Source organism: Stenotrophomonas sp. S41 (assembly GCF_016624625.1).
In the GTDB taxonomy this organism is placed as follows: Bacteria; Pseudomonadota; Gammaproteobacteria; order Xanthomonadales; family Xanthomonadaceae; genus Stenotrophomonas.
This window is the reverse complement of record NZ_JACVTV010000006.1, coordinates 23,616-41,030: the sequence shown is the minus strand read 5'-3', so window position 1 is coordinate 41,030 and position 17,415 is coordinate 23,616. Positions and strand designations below refer to the sequence as shown.

The window sequence follows — 17,415 nt, the reverse complement described above, 5'->3', positions numbered from 1 at the left end:
TCTACGCAGGGCCGGCGGGCGTGGCATGCACGCCCGCCGGTTTCTGGTCCGTGGAAGGGATCAGAAGTGCATCTGCGCGCGCAGTTCGAAGATCTCCGGGGTGCTGTGCACGCCACGGCGGCTGGCATCGACCTTCACGTAGTTCGCCTGGAACTTGAAGTGGCTGGTCAGGTACCAGTTGGCGCCCACGGTCAGGTCGTGCTGGCGGCCGCCAAGGATGCTGCCATCGTCCAGGTCCAGGCGGCTGTAGCGTGCCAGCAGCTCGACCGCGCCGTAGCTGTGGGCCGGCTTGATGTTGGCCACCGCGCCAGCGCTGTACGGGCGCGATTCGCCGGTCAGCACCCAGCTGGCCATGGCGTACTGGCCGCTGCCGGTGTAGTCGGGCAGGCCCTTGCGGGTCACCGTGGCCTGCAGGGCTTCACCCTGCAGCGAGAACGGACCGCGGATCCAGATGCCTTCCAGGCCGGTGCGGCGGATCTGGTCGGCGGTGACCAGGGCACCGGAGTCGACCAGGCGGATGTCGGTCAGGCCGGCTTCCGGGCGCGCACGCAGGCGGGCGCTGGCTTCGTGGTGCACGTCGCGGCCGTCGCGGTAGCCGCGCGGGTTTTCCTGCGAATAGGCCAGGCCCAGGTGGACCACGTCGCCCGGTGCCTTCACCGGGGTCCAGACCGCGCGCACGGCCTGCATGGTGCCCGGGTTGTCACCCTGCAGGTCCTTGCCACCGTAGGCGCCAGCCTGCAGCAGGTACTGCGGGCGTTCCAGCACCCACTCGGCACCGGTGCGGCGGGCGGCGTAGAAGGCCTGCACGGGCAGGGCGACTTCGGTGAAGCTGCCGGCGCGCGAGGAGGTGTTGCCGTCCAGGCCGACCGGGGTCTTCATGTAGCCGAAGCGGAAGCGGCCGACATCACGGCCGAAGAAGGCCTTGCTCTCGAAGCGCACGAACACGTCCAGCCAGGTATCGGACTGGAAGTCGTAGTACACCATCGCGTCGTACACGCCCTTCTTCTTCAGGGTCGCGCCGAATTCCTTGCGGCGCACCGCGTCAGCATCTTCGATGCCGCTGGCCGAGGAAAAGTCGTTGTAGTCGTAGGCGATGTTGGCGGTGGCGGCCAGTTCGGTGCCATCGCTGAAGGCGTACTTGGTCGGCCAGTTGTCGAAATCGGCGGCGGAGGCGAAGGCGGGCAGGGCGGCCAGCGACAGGGCCAGCAGGGTCGGAATCGGGCGCATGGTGGTGCGGCTCTCTCTCTCGGATACGTGTGGACAGGACATCAACGGCCGCAACGGCCGGAACTTTCGCAGGGGGGCGCCCGATCGTTCAGGTCGGGCCGGTGGCCGTCCCCGGGACAGGCGGTGCGGCGCCAGTGTAGGCACCCGAGCCACCTGAACCGGGGGGCTAGTACCAATAGGTTATCTGCGGCGGCGTGCCCTGCGCGTACAAAGGCGTCCATTGGTCGCACCACCACGCACGCCGTGCCTGGCCTGCGACCAGATCCACGGAGACGATCCCTGCGCAGGCAGGGGCCGTTCGCGTCAGAACTCTCCCCTTCCGGAGTCCGCCATGCACATCCCGACCACCCCGGCGCTGCCCAGCAAGCCGTTGCCGCTTTACCGCCAGCTGTATTTCCAGGTGATCGTGGCGATCGTCCTGGGCGCCATTCTCGGCCACTACGAGCCGATGATCGGCGAGAAGATGAAGCCGCTGGGCGATGCCTTCATCAACCTGGTGAAGATGATCATCGCGCCGGTGATCTTCCTGACCATCGTCACCGGCATCTCCGGCATGACCCACCTGCGCACGGTGGGCCGCGTCTTCGCCAAGGCGATGGCGTACTTCCTGTTCTTCTCCACCCTGGCCCTGATCGTCGGCATGATCGTGGCGCACGTCGTGCAGCCGGGCGCGGGCATGAACATCAACCCGGCCGAGCTGGACCAGACCGCGGTCCACAGCTACGTCGAGAAGTCGCATGACCTGACCCTGGTCGGCTTCCTGATGGACGTCATCCCGAAGACGCTGATCAGCGCCTTCGTCGATGGCAACATCCTGCAGGTGCTGTTCGTGGCCGTGCTGTTCGGCATCGCGCTGGCTTCGGTGGGTGAGAAGGGCAAGCCGATCGTGAACTTCCTGGAGGCGCTGGTCGCCCCGGTGTTCAAGCTGGTGCACATCCTGATGAAGGCCGCCCCGATCGGTGCCTTCGGTGCCATTGCCTTCACCATCGGCAAGTACGGCGTCGGTTCGCTGATCAACCTGGCCTGGCTGGTGGGTTCGTTCTACCTGACCGCCTTCCTGTTCGTGGCCGTCATCCTCGGCGTGGTCTGCCGCCTGTGCGGGTTCTCGGTGTTCAAGCTGGCCCGCTACCTGAAGGCCGAGCTGCTGCTGGTGCTGGGCACTTCGTCCTCGGAATCGGCGCTGCCGTCGCTGATGGAAAAGATGGAACGCGCCGGCTGCAGCAAGTCGGTGGTCGGCCTGGTGGTCCCCACCGGCTACTCGTTCAACCTGGACGGCACCAACATCTACATGACCCTGGCCGCGCTGTTCATCGCCCAGGCCACCAACACCGAACTGACCCTGGGCCACCAGATCGCCCTGCTGCTGGTCGCCATGCTCAGCTCCAAGGGCGCGGCCGGCGTCACCGGTGCCGGCTTCATCACCCTGGCCGCCACCCTGGCCGTGGTGCCGGAAGTGCCGGTGGCCGGCATGGCACTGATCCTGGGCGTGGACCGCTTCATGAGCGAATGCCGCTCGCTGACCAACTTCATCGGCAATGCGGTGGCCACGGTGGTGGTGTCGCGCTGGGAAGGCGCGCTGGACCGTGACCGCCTGAAGCTGGCACTGGACGGCCGCGAGAGCGAGCTGCCGCCGCCGGTCGATGCCGTGCCGGAGGCACTGCCCGCCAAGGGCTGACACAGGTGTGTGGTACCGCGGGGCCGGTCACGTGAGTGACGCGGCCCCGCAACGTTTCAAGGCGACCCATGGCTGTCATGGGCAACGCCGAAGCTGGTCCCTGGACTGGTCGCATACGGCACGGAATTGTGCGGTCGCAGCATGATTGCGACAGGATAGCGACAGGTCCAGGCCCTCCAACGGGGGTATCATCCCCTGTCCCCCTTGCCCATTCATTAATCCACGTCGATGTCCAACGAAGATTTCAAACAGGCCGCCCTCGATTACCACCGGATGTCCCCGCCGGGCAAGATCAAGGTCTCTGCAACCAAGCCCATGCTGACCCAGCGCGACCTGTCGCTGGCGTATTCGCCGGGCGTTGCGTACGCCTGTGAAGCGATCAAGGCCGACCCGCAGCAGGCCAGCGAGCTGACCGCGCGCGGCAACCTGGTGGCGGTCATCTCCAACGGCACCGCGGTGCTGGGCCTGGGCAACATCGGCGCACTGGCCGGCAAGCCGGTGATGGAAGGCAAGGGCGTGCTGTTCCAGAAGTTCGCCGGCATCGATGTGTTCGACATCGAAGTTGACGAGACCGACCCGGACAAGCTGGTCGACATCATCGCCTCGCTGGAGCCGACCTTCGGCGGCATCAACCTGGAAGACATCAAGGCTCCGGAATGCTTCATCGTCGAGCGCAAGCTGCGCGAGCGCATGAAGATCCCGGTGTTCCATGACGACCAGCACGGCACGGCGATCATCGTCGGTGCCGCGGTGATCAACGCCATGGCCATCACCGGCAAGAAGATCGAAGAAGTGAAGCTGGCGACCACGGGCATGGGCGCGGCCGGCATTTCCTGCGTGAACATGCTGGTGCAGCTGGGCCTGAAGCCGGAGAACATCCTGGCCTTCGACCGCGAGGGTGTCATCCACACCGGTCGTACCGACCTGGACCCGGAAAAGCAGCGCTATGCGCGCGACACCGACAAGCGCACCCTGGCCGAGATCGTCGACGGCGCGGACATCTTCCTGGGCCTGTCGGCCCCGGGCATCCTGACCGCCGAGATGGTCAAGACCATGGCGCCGGATCCGGTGATCTTCGCCCTGGCCAACCCGACCCCGGAAATCATGCCGGAACTGGCGCGCGCCGCCCGTCCGGACGCGATCATCGGCACCGGCCGTTCGGACTACCCGAACCAGGTCAACAACGTGCTGTGCTTCCCGTACCTGTTCCGCGGCGCGCTGGATGTCGGCGCCACCGCGATCAACGAGGAAATGAAGATCGCCTGCGTGCGCGCCATCGCCGCGCTGGCCCGCCGTGCGGCCACCGACATGGGCTCGGCCTATGGCGGTGACACCCCGAGCTTCGGCCGTGAATACCTGATCCCGCGTCCGTTCGACCGCCGCCTGCTGGTGGAGCTGTCGGCCGCCGTGGCCCAGGCCGCGATGGATTCGGGCGTGGCCGCCCGTCCGATCGCCGACATGGGCGCCTACCGCGACAAGCTGGCCCAGTTCGTCTACCGCACCAGCCTGATGATGAAGCCGGTCTACGACCGCGCGCGCAACGACAAGCAGCGCGTGGTCTACGCCGAGGGCGAAGAAGAAGTGGTGCTGCAGGCGGTGCAGAACGTGGTCGACGAAGGCCTGGCGCACCCGATCCTGATCGGCCGCCCGGACGTCATCGAATCGCGCATCGAGCGTCTCGGCCTGCGCCTGAAGGTCGGCGAGAACATTGAAGTCACCAACATCAATGACGACCCGCGCTTCAACGAATACTGGCAGTACTACCACGGCCTGACCGGCCGCCGCGGCGTGACCGTGGCCGCGGCGAAGAACCTGATGCGTTCGCGCCCGACCCTGATCGCCGCCGTGATGGTTGCCCGTGGCGAAGCCGATGCGATGCTGACCGGCATCGTCGGCCGCTTCCACAAGAAGCTGGGCTACGTGCGCAGCGTGCTGCCGCTGGAACCGAAGGTCACCTCGACCTCGGCCATGACCGGCGTGATCAACCAGCAGGGCGTGTTCTTCTTCGTGGACACCCACGTGCAGGAAGACCCGACCGCCGAGCAGCTGTGCGAAGCGACCCTGCAGGCTGCGTACCGCATGAAGCTGTTCGGCATCGAGCCGAAGGTGGCGCTGCTGTCGCACTCCAACTTCGGCAGCCACGATTCGAAGGATGCGCTGAAGATGCGCCAGGTGCGCGAGATGCTGCTCAAGCGCAACCCGCGTCTGAACGTGGACGGCGAAATGCAGGGCGACACCGCGTGGGACGAAGCCCTGCGCCAGAAGCTGCTGCCGGGCTCGACCCTGCAGGGCCGTGCCAACCTGTTCGTGCTGCCGAACCTGGAAGCGGCCAACATCGCCTACAACCTGGTGCGCGTGTTCACCGACGGCGTGGCGATTGGTCCGATCCTGATGGGCGTGAACAAGCCGGTGCACATCCTCACCACCAGCGCGACCTCGCGCCGCGTGCTGAACATGACCGCGATCGCCGCGGTGGATGCGCAGATCCGCAAGCAGCTGGAAGCGGAAAAGAAGGCGTAAGCCTTCGTTCCCGCGACAGCTGCAGAAACGCGCCCCACGGGGCGCGTTTCTGTTTCCGCACAGCGGAAACCGGATCGGGTAGCGCCGGGCCATGCCCGGCGAGCGCGCAGCGCGGCGAATCAGGCATTCCGCCGGGCATGGCCCGGCGCTACCACTCAGCGCTTGCCGCGTCGTGCCGGTGCCGGCGGCGGGGCATCCGAACGCGGCTTGGCGTACTCGGCCCACAGCGCCGGCAGTGCCTTGCCGGCGTGCTTCTGCCACAGCGCCGGGGTGTACTGGCCTGCGCGCAGGGCCTTGTCCAGCGCAAGTACCAGGCCGGGGTGTTCGCCCTCGGCCCACTTCAGGAACGCACCGGTCACCCGGTAGCCGCTTTCCACGGTCTGCCCCTTGCCCACCTTCTGCGGCAGCGCCCAGCCCGCCGCGGCATTGCCCATGCCATAGCGGTCGCGTGCGTAATCGGCGATGCCTTCCACCAGCCAGCCCGGCACCTGCTGGTCGCCGTAGCTGGGATAGCCCTGCACGATGTGCATCGCTTCGTGGGTCACCAGGTCCAGGTCAGCCGGATGCTTGGCCAGCCAGCCGGGGTCGATGGTGATGGTGGCCGCTTTCTCCTTTTCCCCCACATAGGCCACGCCGTCGTAGCCGGGGTCGATGACGATGCCGACCTGGCTGGGCGCGGCCGGATGGAAATCCGCCCGCTCGCGCAGGTAGGCCGAGAAGAACGTCTCGATGATGCGCGCGCGCATCGGTGCATCCAGCGCATCGGTGGCGTCGGTGTAGTGCAGGGTCACGCCCTGGCGTACCTCGGTGGTCTCCAAGGCATGCGCAGGCACGCTGGCGAGGGCGGCGGACAGGGCGGCGGCGGACAGCAGCAGTCGGAACGCGGTCATCGGTTTCCTCAACGGGCCAGGGTGGAAGCGGGGGCGAGCAGTTCGATCTCGGCCAGGGCCAGGCGTCCCGGCGCGCCGAGGCGCAAGCGGTACTCGGCATGCCGGGCAGGCGTGGCGATGCGGAACGGACGGGTCTGGCGTGGCGAGTCGAAGGTCTCGCCACTGCGTTCGTCCAGCACGACCCACGCGCCACCATTGCTGCGCGCTTCCAGCGTCCATCCGGCACCGCGGATCGCGCCTTCACCGCTGGTCAGCGTGTACATCGTCGGCGCGCCATCGCCCACCGCGGTCAGTGCGATGGTGGCGCCCGCGCCCAGCGGCACGGCCGTGGTTGCATCGTCGTCCAGCAGCGCGGGCAGGGCACGGCCATCGGCCAGCGCCGCGTGGGCGCCGTTGCCGAGCAGGTCATGCAGCATCTGCGGGCGCTTGCCCGGCGCGGTCAGCGAACGCGGCACATCATCCACGCCGGTGCCCCAGCGCGAGGGCTGCGGGCCCATCACGAAGTCCAGCGTCGCGCCCTTGGCGATCACCTCGTGCGGCACCCAGGTCCTGGTCCATGGCTTGCCGTTGATCTTCAGCGACTGCACGTAGACGTTCTGCGCCGAGTTGTTGGCCGCGTTGACGGTCAGCACCGCGCCGCCCTGCAGTTCCACCCGCGCATGCTCGAAGGCCGGCGAGCCGATCACGTACTCCGGTGCGCCCATGCGCAACGGGTACAGGCCCAGCGAGGCCAGCACATACCACGCCGAGGTCTCGCCGTTGTCCTCATCGCCCGGGTAGCCCTGGCCGATCTCGCTGCCGACATACAGGCGCGACAGGATCTCGCGCACGTGCTGCTGGGTCTTCCACGGCTGCCCGGCGTACAGGTACATCCACGGGATGTGGTGCGCCGGCTGGTTGCTGTGCGCGTACATGCCCATGCGCACGTCGCGCGCTTCGGTCATTTCATGGATGGTGCCGCCGTAGGAACCGGCCAGCGCCGGATCAGCGGTTTCCGGGGTCGAGAAGAACGTATCGAGCTTGGCGGCCAGCTTGTCGCGGCCACCGTACAGCGCGGCCAGGCCCTCGCCGTCGTGCGCGGCGGTGAAGGCGAACGTCCAGCCGTTGGATTCGGTGTAGTCGTAGCCCCACACGCGCGGGTCGTAGGCCTTCGAATTCAGGCGCCAGCTGCCATCTTCCTTGCGGCCCTGGAAGAAGCCGGCGGCGGGGTCGAACAGGGTCGAGTAGCCGGCCGCGCGGTAGCGGAAGTAATCGGCCTCGGTGCTGTAGCGCTCGCGTTCGGCGGCATTGGTCGCGCGCTTGGCCAGGGCCTCGGCCATGTTGGCGATGCCGAAGTCGTTCAACGCGCCTTCCATTGTCCACGACATGCCTTCATGCACGTCGGCGCTGGCGTAGCCGCGGAAGGTCGAACGGTCCATGCCCTTGCGGCCGACATGGCGGTCCGGCGGTACCACGGTGGCGTTCTTCAGCGCGGCGGCGTAGGCCTCGGCCGGGTCGAAGCCACCGATGCCCTTCAGCCACGCATCGGCGAAGGCCACATCCGAGCTGGTGCCGACCATCAGGTCCGCATAGCCCGGTGAAGACCAGCGTGCGATCCAGCCGCCGGCGCGGTACTGCTCGATGAAACCCTGCACCAGCTTGCCGGCATCGTCCGGGGTGAACAGCGCATACGCCGGCCACGTGGTGCGGAAGGTGTCCCAGAAGCCGTTGTTGACGTACACCTGGCCATCGCGCACGGGCGCAAAGCTGCGGCTGGCGCTGCCGTCGGTGTTGTTGTCCTCGGCACTGGCCTGGCTGGCGTAGCGCCAGTCGGGCGCGGCCGCGGTGCCGGCATTTTCATGGCCGGAGTTGGGGTACAGGTACAGGCGGTACAGGCTGGAATACAGCGTGGTCTTCGCATCGTCGCTGGCATTGCCGATGTCGAAGCGGGCCAGGCGTGCATCCCAGGCGTCCTGCGCGCGGCCAGCGACGCTGTCCAGCGTATCGGCGGCGGCGATTTCCAGGTCCAGGTTGTGCCGCGCCTGCTCGACCGAGATCAGCGAGGTGGCGATGCGCATGGTCACCTGGCGATCGCTGCCCGCATCGAACTTGATGTAGCCGGTGGGGCGGCCGGTGTCGATGCGGCCGCTGCTGCGCCACGGTTTGTCGAAGCGGGCGACCACGAACATGCGGGTGGCGCCGTTGGACAGGCCGCTGCGCGTATCGGTGTAGCCGGACAGCGACTGCGTGGCCGCATCCAGGGTCAGCCCGCCGCGTGCGTCCACGTTGTCGAACAGCAGGTTGGCATCACCGCCCTCGGGGAAGGCGAAGTGGAACAGCGCGGCGTGGTCGGTCGGCGCAATGGAGGCGGCGATGCCGTTGTCGAAGCGCACGTCGTAGCGGTACGGGCGTGCACTTTCATGGCTGCGGTCGAAGGACAGCGCACGCTTGCCACGGTCGGCCTCGGGCACGCCACGGCTGGCCGAGGGCATCACCTGGAAGGTCTGGCGGTCGCCCATCCACGGGCTGGGCTGGTGGCTCAGTGCCAGCGCCTGCAGCTGCGGACGGTTCTTCGCATCGTTCTGCTCGTTCCAGCGGTACAGCCAGTTGAGCGCGCCGGCATCGGTCACCGGCGTCCAGAAGTTGAAGCCATGCGGCACCGCGGTGGCCGGGAAGTTGTTGCCGCGCGAGAAGGTGCCGTTGGCCTGGGTGCCGCGGGTGGTCAGCACCCAGTCCGAAACCCGCTGCGGCACGTTGCGCGGCTGTGCATCCAGGCGCACGTCGTCGATCCAGCCGGAGACCGGTGCGCCCTCGGCGCTGGCCACCTCCAGCTCGATGGCGACCACGCGGCGGCCGCGCAGCGCCGGCACATCGCCCAGGCGCACGGCCTTGCGTGCCCACTGCTGCGGGTACAGCGTCTTCGATTCGCCCTGCGCCTGTGCGCCCAGGGCGATGCCGTGCTGGTCGCGCACGCTGCTGGCCGACACGCGGCTGCCATCGTCCAGGCGCAGGTCCAGCGATACGAAGGTGGAGGCCACCGTGTCCTTGCCGACGATCTCCGGCAGCACCAGCCAGGACAGCGTGGTATCGGCGTCGATGGCCAGGTCGGTTGCGAACAGTTCGCGCCGCGCGCTGCCACCGCCGGCCTGGTAGTGCAGGGCGCGCAGGCCGCTGTAGCCGACGTTGCGCTTGGCCGCATAGGGCTCGGCCGGGCCGTTGCCGATCTGCACCTGCAGGGCGCCGCCGGCCTGGGCCGGTGCCGGTTCGCCCGCTTCGAACGAGGTCTGCAGGCCCTGTGCCAGTGCGGGCAGGGCGGGGGTGGCGCAGGCCAGGGCGAGGGCAAGCGGAAGCAGGGCGCGGCGCGGATCGGACAGGGTCATGCAGGGTCTCCCGGTAGGGCAGGCGGCAGGCAGAACCCGCATCGGCACGCACCACGGACAGCATCGCGCCCGCCGCCCAGGGGGCAGTGGAGGGGGCGATGCCGGTCCGGTGGGGGTCGGGCCATGCGATCGGGTCGGGGTCGGAATCGTCCCGATCCTGCCTCAGCCCATTGCCCCCTGACAAGTGCAATTAGTTCGATCCAAATCCGGCAAAACCGTTTCATTTCAAATTATTGACAGGCTGCCTTGGATCGATTTAAAAATGGCCAGCTCACCCCCTGTACCGGAATGCCCCGCATGTCCTGATCCGGGCCGGCCCCGTTGCCGTCCCGCTGTTGCCCGCCACTGCCGTCCATCCACGACCTTCCCGTCCGCCCCCCACCGGCTGGACCGTCATCCGCCTCTGGAGAGAGCTTGATGAAACCCCGGTTGTTGTCGTTGTTGATGTCGTCGTTGCTGTTGTCGCCGCTTGCCGTACAGGCCCAGTCCACCCCGCAGGGGGAGGGCACCGATCCGCCGCGCACCCGCGACCTGGATGCGGTCAAGGTCACCGGCTCGCTCATCCCGCGCGCACAGGTGGAGGGTCCCTCGCCAGTCACCACCATCACCGCCGAGCAGATCCAGGCACAGGGCTTCACCACCGTGTTCGACGCGCTGCGCTCGCTGCCGGTGTCGAACGGCTCGGTGCAGGATTCGCAGGGCACCGGCTTCTACACCCCGGGAGCCAAGACCATCAGCCTGTTCGGCCTGGACCCCAGCTACACCCTCACCCTCATCAACGGGCGGCCGATCAACAGCTACCCGCTGGCCTACAACGGCAACACCAGCATCGCCGACATCGCCAACATCCCGCTGGGCATGGTCGAGCGCATCGACGTGCTCACCGGTGGCCAGTCCTCGGTGTATGGCTCCTCGGCCATTGCCGGCGTGGTCAACATCGTGCTGAAGGACCGCGTCGAAGGCACCCACCTGCGCTACCGCGTCGGCGGCTACAGCCAGGGCGGCGGCTCCAGCCAGCGCTTCAGCGCCAGCAGCGGCCAGACCTTCGGCAACCTCGATATCAGCTACGGGCTGGAATACACCAACCAGAAGGCGATCTACGCCTTCGACCGCAGCCGCATCGACAGCGTCAACGACAACCCGACCGGCCCGCAGGATCCTTCGCGCAGCTTCCTGCGCATGCGCATGGGCCCCAACGCCTACATCGACCCGGGCGCGGCCACCTGCGCGCCGCTGTCGGACCTGTTCGGCGGCAGCACCGTGTACGCGCACCGCGACATTTCCGGCGGCGGCTACTACTGCGGCACGCCTGACAACGTCGGCACCGCGTCGCTGTACAACTCCAGCCAGGACGTCAACGCCACCACCTTCCTGCGTTACCACCTCAGCCCGGACACCGAGCTGTACTCGGACATCCTGTTCGGCTTCGGCCGGCCGACCTACAGCGGTGGCAGCCCGTTCTGGAACAAGACCTTCTACAACCAGACCAGCGGCCAGTACGAACAGTGGCAGCGCATCTACGCGCCGGAGGAAGTCGGCCTGGATGCCAAGGACCAGCGCGTCTACACCCGCTCGCTGAACATCACCGCGGGCGTGCGCGGCGTGCTTGGAGGCTTCGACTACGACGTCTACGTCAACCGCTCCAGCACCGACGTCACCCGCAAATCCACCGATTTCCTCGCTAAGAATGGCGTTGACGACTACTACCTGGGGCCGATGCTCGGCATGCAGGATGGCTACGAGGTCTACGCGCCGGATCTGTCGCGGCTGTACCAGCCGATCAACCGTGAGCAGTACGACAGCTTCAGCGGCCTCAACCGCGCCGCATCCAGTGCGTCGCGCACCGCCGTGACGGCGCTGCTCACTGATCGCTCGCTGTTCACCCTCCCGGCCGGCGACGTCGGCTTCGCGCTGATCGCGCAGGGCCAGCGCGAGAAGTTCTTCAACCAGTCGGCCGATCCCAACGCGGGCGTGCTGTTCCGTGGGCAGACCGCCGGCACCTCGGCGCAGGGCCAGCGTGACCTGTACGCGCTGGGCGCCGAACTGCAGGTGCCGATCATCGATACGTTCAGCGCCAACCTGTCCGGTCGCTACGACAAGTACGCGCTGCAGCGCGGCGGTGGCAACGGCAAGGCCACCTGGAAGCTGGGCCTGGAATACCGGCCGATCGAATCGCTGCTGCTGCGTGGCAGCTACGCCACCGCCTTCCGTTCGCCGGACATGTTCTACCTGTTCTCGCGCGAAAGCAGTGGCTACACCACCAACACCGATCTCTACCAATGCCGGCAGGCCGGGTACACCTCCGACAACTTCGACGAGTGCGACCAGTCCGGCCTCTCGGTGCTGTCCTCCAGCACCGGCAACCGCGACCTGAAGGACATCACCGCGCGCACCTTCACCTATGGCGTGGTGTGGTCGACGCTGGACAACGCCTTGACCCTGTCGGTGGACTACAACTCGGTGGTCATCGAGAACGAAGTGCGCATCCTTGGCACCGACAGCATCCTCGACACCGAGGCCAACTGCCGCCTGGGGGTCTCGGAGAACGGGCAGACCCAGTTCGACATCAACTCGCCCACCTGCCAGCAGGTGCTGGGCCAGGTGCAGCGCAAGCCGGCCACCGATCCGCTCAACCCGAACGGCGTGGACAAGGTGTTCTCGTACCCGATCAACATCGCCAGCCAGCGCCAGAACGGCGTGCAGGCGGCGCTGGACTACCGCTGGGCCACGCAGTCGGTGGGTGATTTCGCGGTCAATGCCGGCTACTACCGGCCGCTCAAGCACACCACCCAGGACAAGGAAGGCGACCCGGTCTACGACCAGCTGTGCTGCGCCAACTCCAACGAACTGCAGTACCGCGCCACCCTGGGCGTGAACTGGAAGCGCGGGCCGTTCACCGCCAGCGCGTTCGGCATACGCAACGCCCCCACCTGGGACAGCCGCGGCGAGCAGCGCAACATCGGCCCCTGGACCACCTGGAACGCCACGGTCGGCTACCGCATCAACGACCTGGCCAGCCTGCTGCTGACGGTCAACAACCTGACCGACGAGATGCCGCCGATCGACCGCAGCAACGGCAACTGGCCGTACTACGACCAGGGCGTCTACAACGCCTTCGGCCGTTCGGCCTTCCTGGAACTGTCGCTGGACTTCCAGTAGGGCCGCTGGCCCCCGGGCACGCCCGGGGGCCTTGAACGGGCAGGGGGCGGCCGGACCGCCCCAAGGTGCTAGAATCGCAGGCCTCGCAATCCGTTCATCGACACCCGCCATGAGCCATACCGCCACCGCGCCCGCCAATGCCGAAAAGCGCTACACCGTGCACCGCAGCGACCTGCCGCTGAGCTGCCCGACCCCGGAAATGGCGCTGTGGAACTCGCATCCGCGCGTGTACCTGCCGATCGAAGACGAGCCCAACGGCGAGGCGAAGTGCCCGTACTGCGGTTCCACCTTCGTGCTGGCCGACTAAGCAGGCATCTCGATGCGCCGACTGACCGTGGTGCAGTTGCTGCCGGCGCTGCACTCCGGTGGCGTCGAGCGCTCGACCCTGGAAATCGCTGCGGCCCTGGTCGCCGCCGGCCATCGCGCGCTGGTGGTGTCCGCCGGTGGCCGCTTGGTGAAGCCGCTGCTGGACAGCGGTGCCGAGCACCTCACCCTTGATATCGGCCGCAAATCGCTGCTGACCCTGCGCCACCTGCCCACCCTGCGGCGGTTGTTCGCCGAGATTGGAGCGGACATCGTGCATGCGCGCTCGCGCCTGCCGGCGTGGCTGGGCCTGTACGCGATCCGCGCGATGCCGGCCGCGCAGCGTCCGCACTGGGTGACCACCGTGCACGGCCTGAATTCGCCCAGCCGCTACAGCGCGGTGATGACCAGCGGTGAGCGCGTCATCTGCGTATCCAACACGGTGCGCGACTACGTGCGCCAGCATTACCCGACGGTGCCGGAACAGACCCTGCAGGTCATTCCGCGTGGCGTCGATGTCAGCCAGTTCCCCCGCGTGGCCCGTGCCGACCGCCGGCCGCGGCTGGCGCTGGCCGCCGATTACCCCTGGCTGGCCCAGGTCGACGGCCCGCTGCTGCTGCTGCCGGGCCGTGGCACCCGCCTGAAGGGTCATGCGCACGCACTGCAGCTGCTGGCCGACGTGCGCGCTGCCGGCGTGCCGGCACAGCTCTGGATGCTGGGCACCGACGAGCCCGGCCGCGAAAGCTACGTGGCCGAGCTGCGCCGCCAGGCGGCCGCGCTGGGCGTGGCCGAGGCGGTGCAGATCAGCACCCCGACCGCGCGTATCGCCCAGGCCTATGCGGCCAGCGACCTGGTCCTGCAGCTGTCGGACAAGCCCGAGGCGTTCGGCCGTACCGTGGTCGAGGCGCTGTCGGTCGGCCGCCCGGTGCTGGGCTGGGACCATGGTGGCGTGGGCGAACTGCTGCAGCAGCTGCAGCCGGCCGGCGCCGTGCCGCTGGGCGATGCACGGGCGCTGGGTGAACGTGCGCTGGCCCTGCTGGCGCAGCCGCCGTCCTTGCCGAGCCGTATCCCGTTTACCCTGCAGACCATGCAGCGCGACACCCTCCGCCTCTATGCCGACCTTGCAGGCTGACGCCGCACCCATCGCGGGTGACGAGCGCGCCGGGCGCTGGGCGCCATGGTGGGTGCTGGCCTACGTGGCCCTGTGGCCGTTGCCGGGTATCGCCGAAACCGTGCTCGGCCTCGGCGCGGTGTATGCCGCGGTGCGCATGATCATGCGCCGCCTGCAGCGCCGCCCGCATCTGCTCACGCCCGCCGCGTGGGCGCTGACCTCGATCCTGTTCCTCGGTTACTGGTTGCCGCAGGCGTTCTCCGCCTTCGATGCGATCGACCCGGCGGCGTCGTGGACCAAGGCGGCCGCCGGCCTGCGCTACCTGCCCTTCATGTGGCTGGTGGCGATTGCCGTGGCCACCCCGCAGCGGCGCCGCCTGATCTTCGGTGGCCTGGCGCTGATCACCGCCCTGTGGACGCTGGATGCGCTGGTGCAGGCGCTGGCGGGCACCAGCCCATGGTTCTGGTCGCTGCAGCAATTGAAACTCGCCGTCAGCGGCCATGCGCTGTGCCCGGCCGAGGAAATGGCCCTGGCCGACCGCCTCAGCGGTCCGCTGGGGCCGTGCAACCTCAAGTTCGGCCAGGTCCTGGCCAGCCTCTCGCCGTTCCTGCTGCTTCCTGCCGCACGCCGCTTCGGTACGCCGGGCTGGCTGCTCGCCGGTGCGGCGCTGGCCATCGTGCTGCTGCTGGCCGGTTCGCGCGCGTCGTGGATCACCTTCGCGGTGATCGTGGCCTACAGCGGCGTGCGCCAGCTTGGTTGGAAACGGCTGGGCCTGCTGGCGGTGGTCGGCCTGCTGGCCGCGGCGGCACTGACCGCCAGCGTGCCGCAGCTGCGCGAGCGCGTGGCGCGCACCGCGATGGCCTGGGACGGCGGCACCGAGGGCGTCGACCAGGCGCTGTCCGGACGCGGGCGCATCTGGAGTGCGGCCGGTTGCATGATTGCCGGGCACCCGATCAACGGCGTGGGCGCACGCGGCTTCCGCGATGCGTACCCGCAGTGCGTCGGTGACGATGGGCCCGCGGTGTGGGGCGCCGAACCGGCGCTGCACGCCCACCAGATCGTGCTGGAAATCCTCGCCGAAACCGGCGTGCTGGGGCTGCTGCTGTGGCTGGCCGCCGTCGCCCAGGCGTGGCGCGCCTGGCGTTTCGCACCGGCTGCGGCCCGTGACCGCGCGCGCCCGGCGATGCTGGCGCTGGCCGCCACCGTGTTCCCGCTCAACACCCACCTGGCGTTCTATTCCGCGTTCTGGGGCGGGGTGACGGTGTTGTTGGCGGCGTTGTTCGTCGGCACGTTGCTGGCCCGCGAACCGGACGACGCACTGAAAACGGTGTGATCGCGCATCCACGCGTGGCGTGGATCTACGGGAATCATCCACGCGTGGCGTTGATCTGCCGCGGGCGTTGCAGTAGATCCACGCCAAGCGTGGATGGAGCTTTCCCGACACCAATACGGGCAACCGCCCAATACCGACACTCGCGTACCTATCGCACGCTGGCGCCATGGCCAGCCCAAGACTCCGCTACGGTCGCCACTCCAGCACCGGCATCGTGTACTCATTGACCACGACCACCATTGGCCGTGAGCCCTTCTTCTCCGATGCCGCCAACGTCGCGGTGCTGGTCGACGCCCTGCGCTTCGTCGAGCGTGCCGGCATCAGCCACAGCCTTGCCAGGGTGGTGATGCCCGATCACCTGCATTGGCTGATGGAACTGCGGAAGGGAACACTCGCCGAATGCATGTCCCTGCTCAAATCCCGCAGCAGCCGCCTGCTGAACCGGCAGCTGGGGCGATCCGGAGCACTCTAGCAGCACGGTTACCACGACCATGCGGTGCGCACCGACGAGTCATTGCACGAGAAGGCGATGTACATCATGGCCAACCCGGTGCGTGCGGGGTTGGCGTGCGAAGTGGGGGAGTATCCCTACGCGTGGTGCCGATGGCCGTTGTAGATCCACGCCATGCGTGGATGGCGCGATATTGGGCGCGGACGGAGCTCATCCACGCATGGCGTGGATCTACTAGGCGATGCCAAGCTGATCCGTGCCGGAGTGCTGTAGATCCACGCCATGCGTGGATGGCGCGGTACTGGTCGCGGACGGGACTCATCCACGCATGGCGTGGATCTACTAGGCGATGCCAAGCTGATCTGTGCCGGAGTGTTGTAGATCCACGCCATGCGTGGATGGCGCGGTGACGAGCGCGGCCGGGCATCATCCACGCATGGCGTGGATCTACTTGTAGAAATCGCTTCTGCCACCGGGCTGGCGCTTGAACCGCCGATGGATCCACAGGTACTGGTCCGGGGCCTCGCGCACCATCTGTTCGATGGCCTGGTTGACCCGCGCGGTATCGGCTTCCACGTCTTCGCTGGGGAAGTTCTCCAGCGGCGCGCCGATCTTCAGGAAGTACTTCCCGCCCTCGCGGCGATGGAAGTAGGGGATCACCGCGCAGCCGGTCATCCGCGCCAGCTGGTGGGTGGCGGTGATGGTGGCGGCGGTGTGGCCGAAGAACGGCACGAACACGGTGTCCTTGCCACGCATGTCCTGGTCCGGCGCGTACCACAGGAAGCCGCCCTTCTTCAGGTGGCGCACGGTGGCGCGGATGTCCTCGTTGGCATACATCGCCTTGGCGTAGCGCAGCCGGCCGAACTTCACCGCCCACTCGTACACCGGGTTCTTGTGCCTGCGGTACATGCCCGACAGGTCGACGTGGTCGCACAGCAGGCGGCCGCACATCTCCAGGGTCATGAAGTGGCCCGACACCAGCAGCACGCCGCGGCCTTCGGCCTGCATCTGCTTGAGATGCTCCAGGCCCTCGATCTGTACCTGCGGGCGGATGCTGTCGATGCTGCCCCACCACGAACGCGCGCATTCAAAGATGCCTACGCCGAGGGCGTCGAAGCTGTCGCGCACCAGGCGGTTGCGCCAGGCCTCGTCCTTCTCGGGGAAGCACAGCTTCAGGTTCACCTCGGCGGCACGGCGGCGGCTGCCGAGCAGGCGCCAGGTGATCCAGCCGACGCCGCGGCCAAGCGCGCGCTGCAGCATCCACGGCAGGCGGGCGATGCCGAAGGCAGCGAACATGGCCGCGAACATCGGCCAGTTGCGGGGATCGGCCAGGGACGGGCGGACGGCGGTAGAGGCATCTGACATGCGGCCATTCTACCAACCCCGC

The 17,415-nt window shown here is 67.9% G+C and carries 10 protein-coding genes and 1 pseudogene; 7 read left to right on the top strand and 4 right to left on the bottom strand.

Going from position 1 to position 17,415, the window contains the following annotated elements:
- Positions 1–60: 60 nt before the first annotated feature.
- Positions 61–1,227, bottom strand: coding sequence for a porin (locus tag IAE56_RS02640; RefSeq protein WP_108769953.1), 1,167 nt, complete (start codon positions 1,225–1,227; stop codon positions 61–63).
- 331 nt (positions 1,228–1,558) lie between these two features.
- Between IAE56_RS02640 and IAE56_RS02635 the strand changes: the two genes are divergently transcribed.
- Positions 1,559–2,902: a dicarboxylate/amino acid:cation symporter gene (locus IAE56_RS02635; RefSeq protein WP_200751363.1), complete on the top strand. Its 1,344-nt coding sequence runs from the start codon at positions 1,559–1,561 to the stop codon at positions 2,900–2,902.
- Between the two features lie 228 nt (positions 2,903–3,130).
- Positions 3,131–5,422 carry an NADP-dependent malic enzyme gene (locus tag IAE56_RS02630; RefSeq protein ID WP_200751362.1) on the top strand — a complete coding sequence of 764 codons (2,292 nt, stop codon included), beginning with the start codon at positions 3,131–3,133 and terminating at the stop codon, positions 5,420–5,422.
- A gap of 155 nt (positions 5,423–5,577) precedes the next feature.
- On the opposite strand, the gene IAE56_RS02625 is transcribed toward IAE56_RS02630, so the two are convergent.
- Positions 5,578–6,312: a basic secretory protein-like protein gene (locus IAE56_RS02625; protein WP_200751361.1), complete on the bottom strand. Its 735-nt coding sequence runs from the start codon at positions 6,310–6,312 to the stop codon at positions 5,578–5,580.
- 8 nt (positions 6,313–6,320) lie between these two features.
- A complete protein-coding gene (locus tag IAE56_RS02620) occupies positions 6,321–9,671 on the bottom strand; it encodes a GH92 family glycosyl hydrolase (RefSeq protein WP_200751360.1) in 3,351 nt (1,116 codons plus the stop codon).
- Positions 9,672–10,088: 417 nt separating this feature from the next.
- Between IAE56_RS02620 and IAE56_RS02615 the strand changes: the two genes are divergently transcribed.
- From IAE56_RS02615 to IAE56_RS02595, 5 genes and pseudogenes are all read left to right on the top strand, one after another.
- Entirely contained in the window at positions 10,089–12,830 is a 2,742-nt protein-coding gene (locus tag IAE56_RS02615) for a TonB-dependent receptor (RefSeq protein WP_200751359.1), read from the top strand.
- 109 nt (positions 12,831–12,939) lie between these two features.
- Positions 12,940–13,137 carry a zinc-finger domain-containing protein gene (locus IAE56_RS02610; RefSeq protein ID WP_108769947.1) on the top strand — a complete coding sequence of 66 codons (198 nt, stop codon included), beginning with the start codon at positions 12,940–12,942 and terminating at the stop codon, positions 13,135–13,137.
- A 12-nt stretch (positions 13,138–13,149) separates the two neighbouring features.
- Complete coding sequence (locus IAE56_RS02605) at positions 13,150–14,265, top strand: glycosyltransferase (protein ID WP_108769946.1); 1,116 nt, start codon at positions 13,150–13,152, stop codon at positions 14,263–14,265.
- Positions 14,246–15,577 (top strand): O-antigen ligase family protein, encoded by a 1,332-nt coding sequence (locus IAE56_RS02600; protein WP_200751358.1) that lies wholly within the window; start codon positions 14,246–14,248, stop codon positions 15,575–15,577. The genes IAE56_RS02605 and IAE56_RS02600 overlap by 20 nt, the downstream gene beginning before the upstream one ends.
- Before the next feature lie 166 nt (positions 15,578–15,743).
- Positions 15,744–16,193: pseudogene (locus IAE56_RS02595) on the top strand (transposase).
- A 282-nt stretch (positions 16,194–16,475) separates the two neighbouring features.
- Here the strand turns inward: IAE56_RS02595 and IAE56_RS02590 are convergent.
- Positions 16,476–17,393, bottom strand: a complete 918-nt coding sequence (locus IAE56_RS02590) for an LpxL/LpxP family Kdo(2)-lipid IV(A) lauroyl/palmitoleoyl acyltransferase (protein WP_200751357.1) — start codon at positions 17,391–17,393, stop codon at positions 16,476–16,478.
- Between the last annotated feature and the right edge of the window lie 22 nt (positions 17,394–17,415).

Coding starts and splice junctions, on each gene's coding strand:
- IAE56_RS02640 (WP_108769953.1), bottom strand. CDS start 1,227: ATGCGCCCGATTCCGACCCTGCTGGCCCTGTCGCTGGCCGCCCTGCCC.
- IAE56_RS02635 (WP_200751363.1), top strand. CDS start 1,559: ATGCACATCCCGACCACCCCGGCGCTGCCCAGCAAGCCGTTGCCGCTT.
- IAE56_RS02630 (WP_200751362.1), top strand. CDS start 3,131: ATGTCCAACGAAGATTTCAAACAGGCCGCCCTCGATTACCACCGGATG.
- IAE56_RS02625 (WP_200751361.1), bottom strand. CDS start 6,312: ATGACCGCGTTCCGACTGCTGCTGTCCGCCGCCGCCCTGTCCGCCGCC.
- IAE56_RS02620 (WP_200751360.1), bottom strand. CDS start 9,671: ATGACCCTGTCCGATCCGCGCCGCGCCCTGCTTCCGCTTGCCCTCGCC.
- IAE56_RS02615 (WP_200751359.1), top strand. CDS start 10,089: ATGAAACCCCGGTTGTTGTCGTTGTTGATGTCGTCGTTGCTGTTGTCG.
- IAE56_RS02610 (WP_108769947.1), top strand. CDS start 12,940: ATGAGCCATACCGCCACCGCGCCCGCCAATGCCGAAAAGCGCTACACC.
- IAE56_RS02605 (WP_108769946.1), top strand. CDS start 13,150: ATGCGCCGACTGACCGTGGTGCAGTTGCTGCCGGCGCTGCACTCCGGT.
- IAE56_RS02600 (WP_200751358.1), top strand. CDS start 14,246: ATGCCGACCTTGCAGGCTGACGCCGCACCCATCGCGGGTGACGAGCGC.
- IAE56_RS02590 (WP_200751357.1), bottom strand. CDS start 17,393: ATGTCAGATGCCTCTACCGCCGTCCGCCCGTCCCTGGCCGATCCCCGC.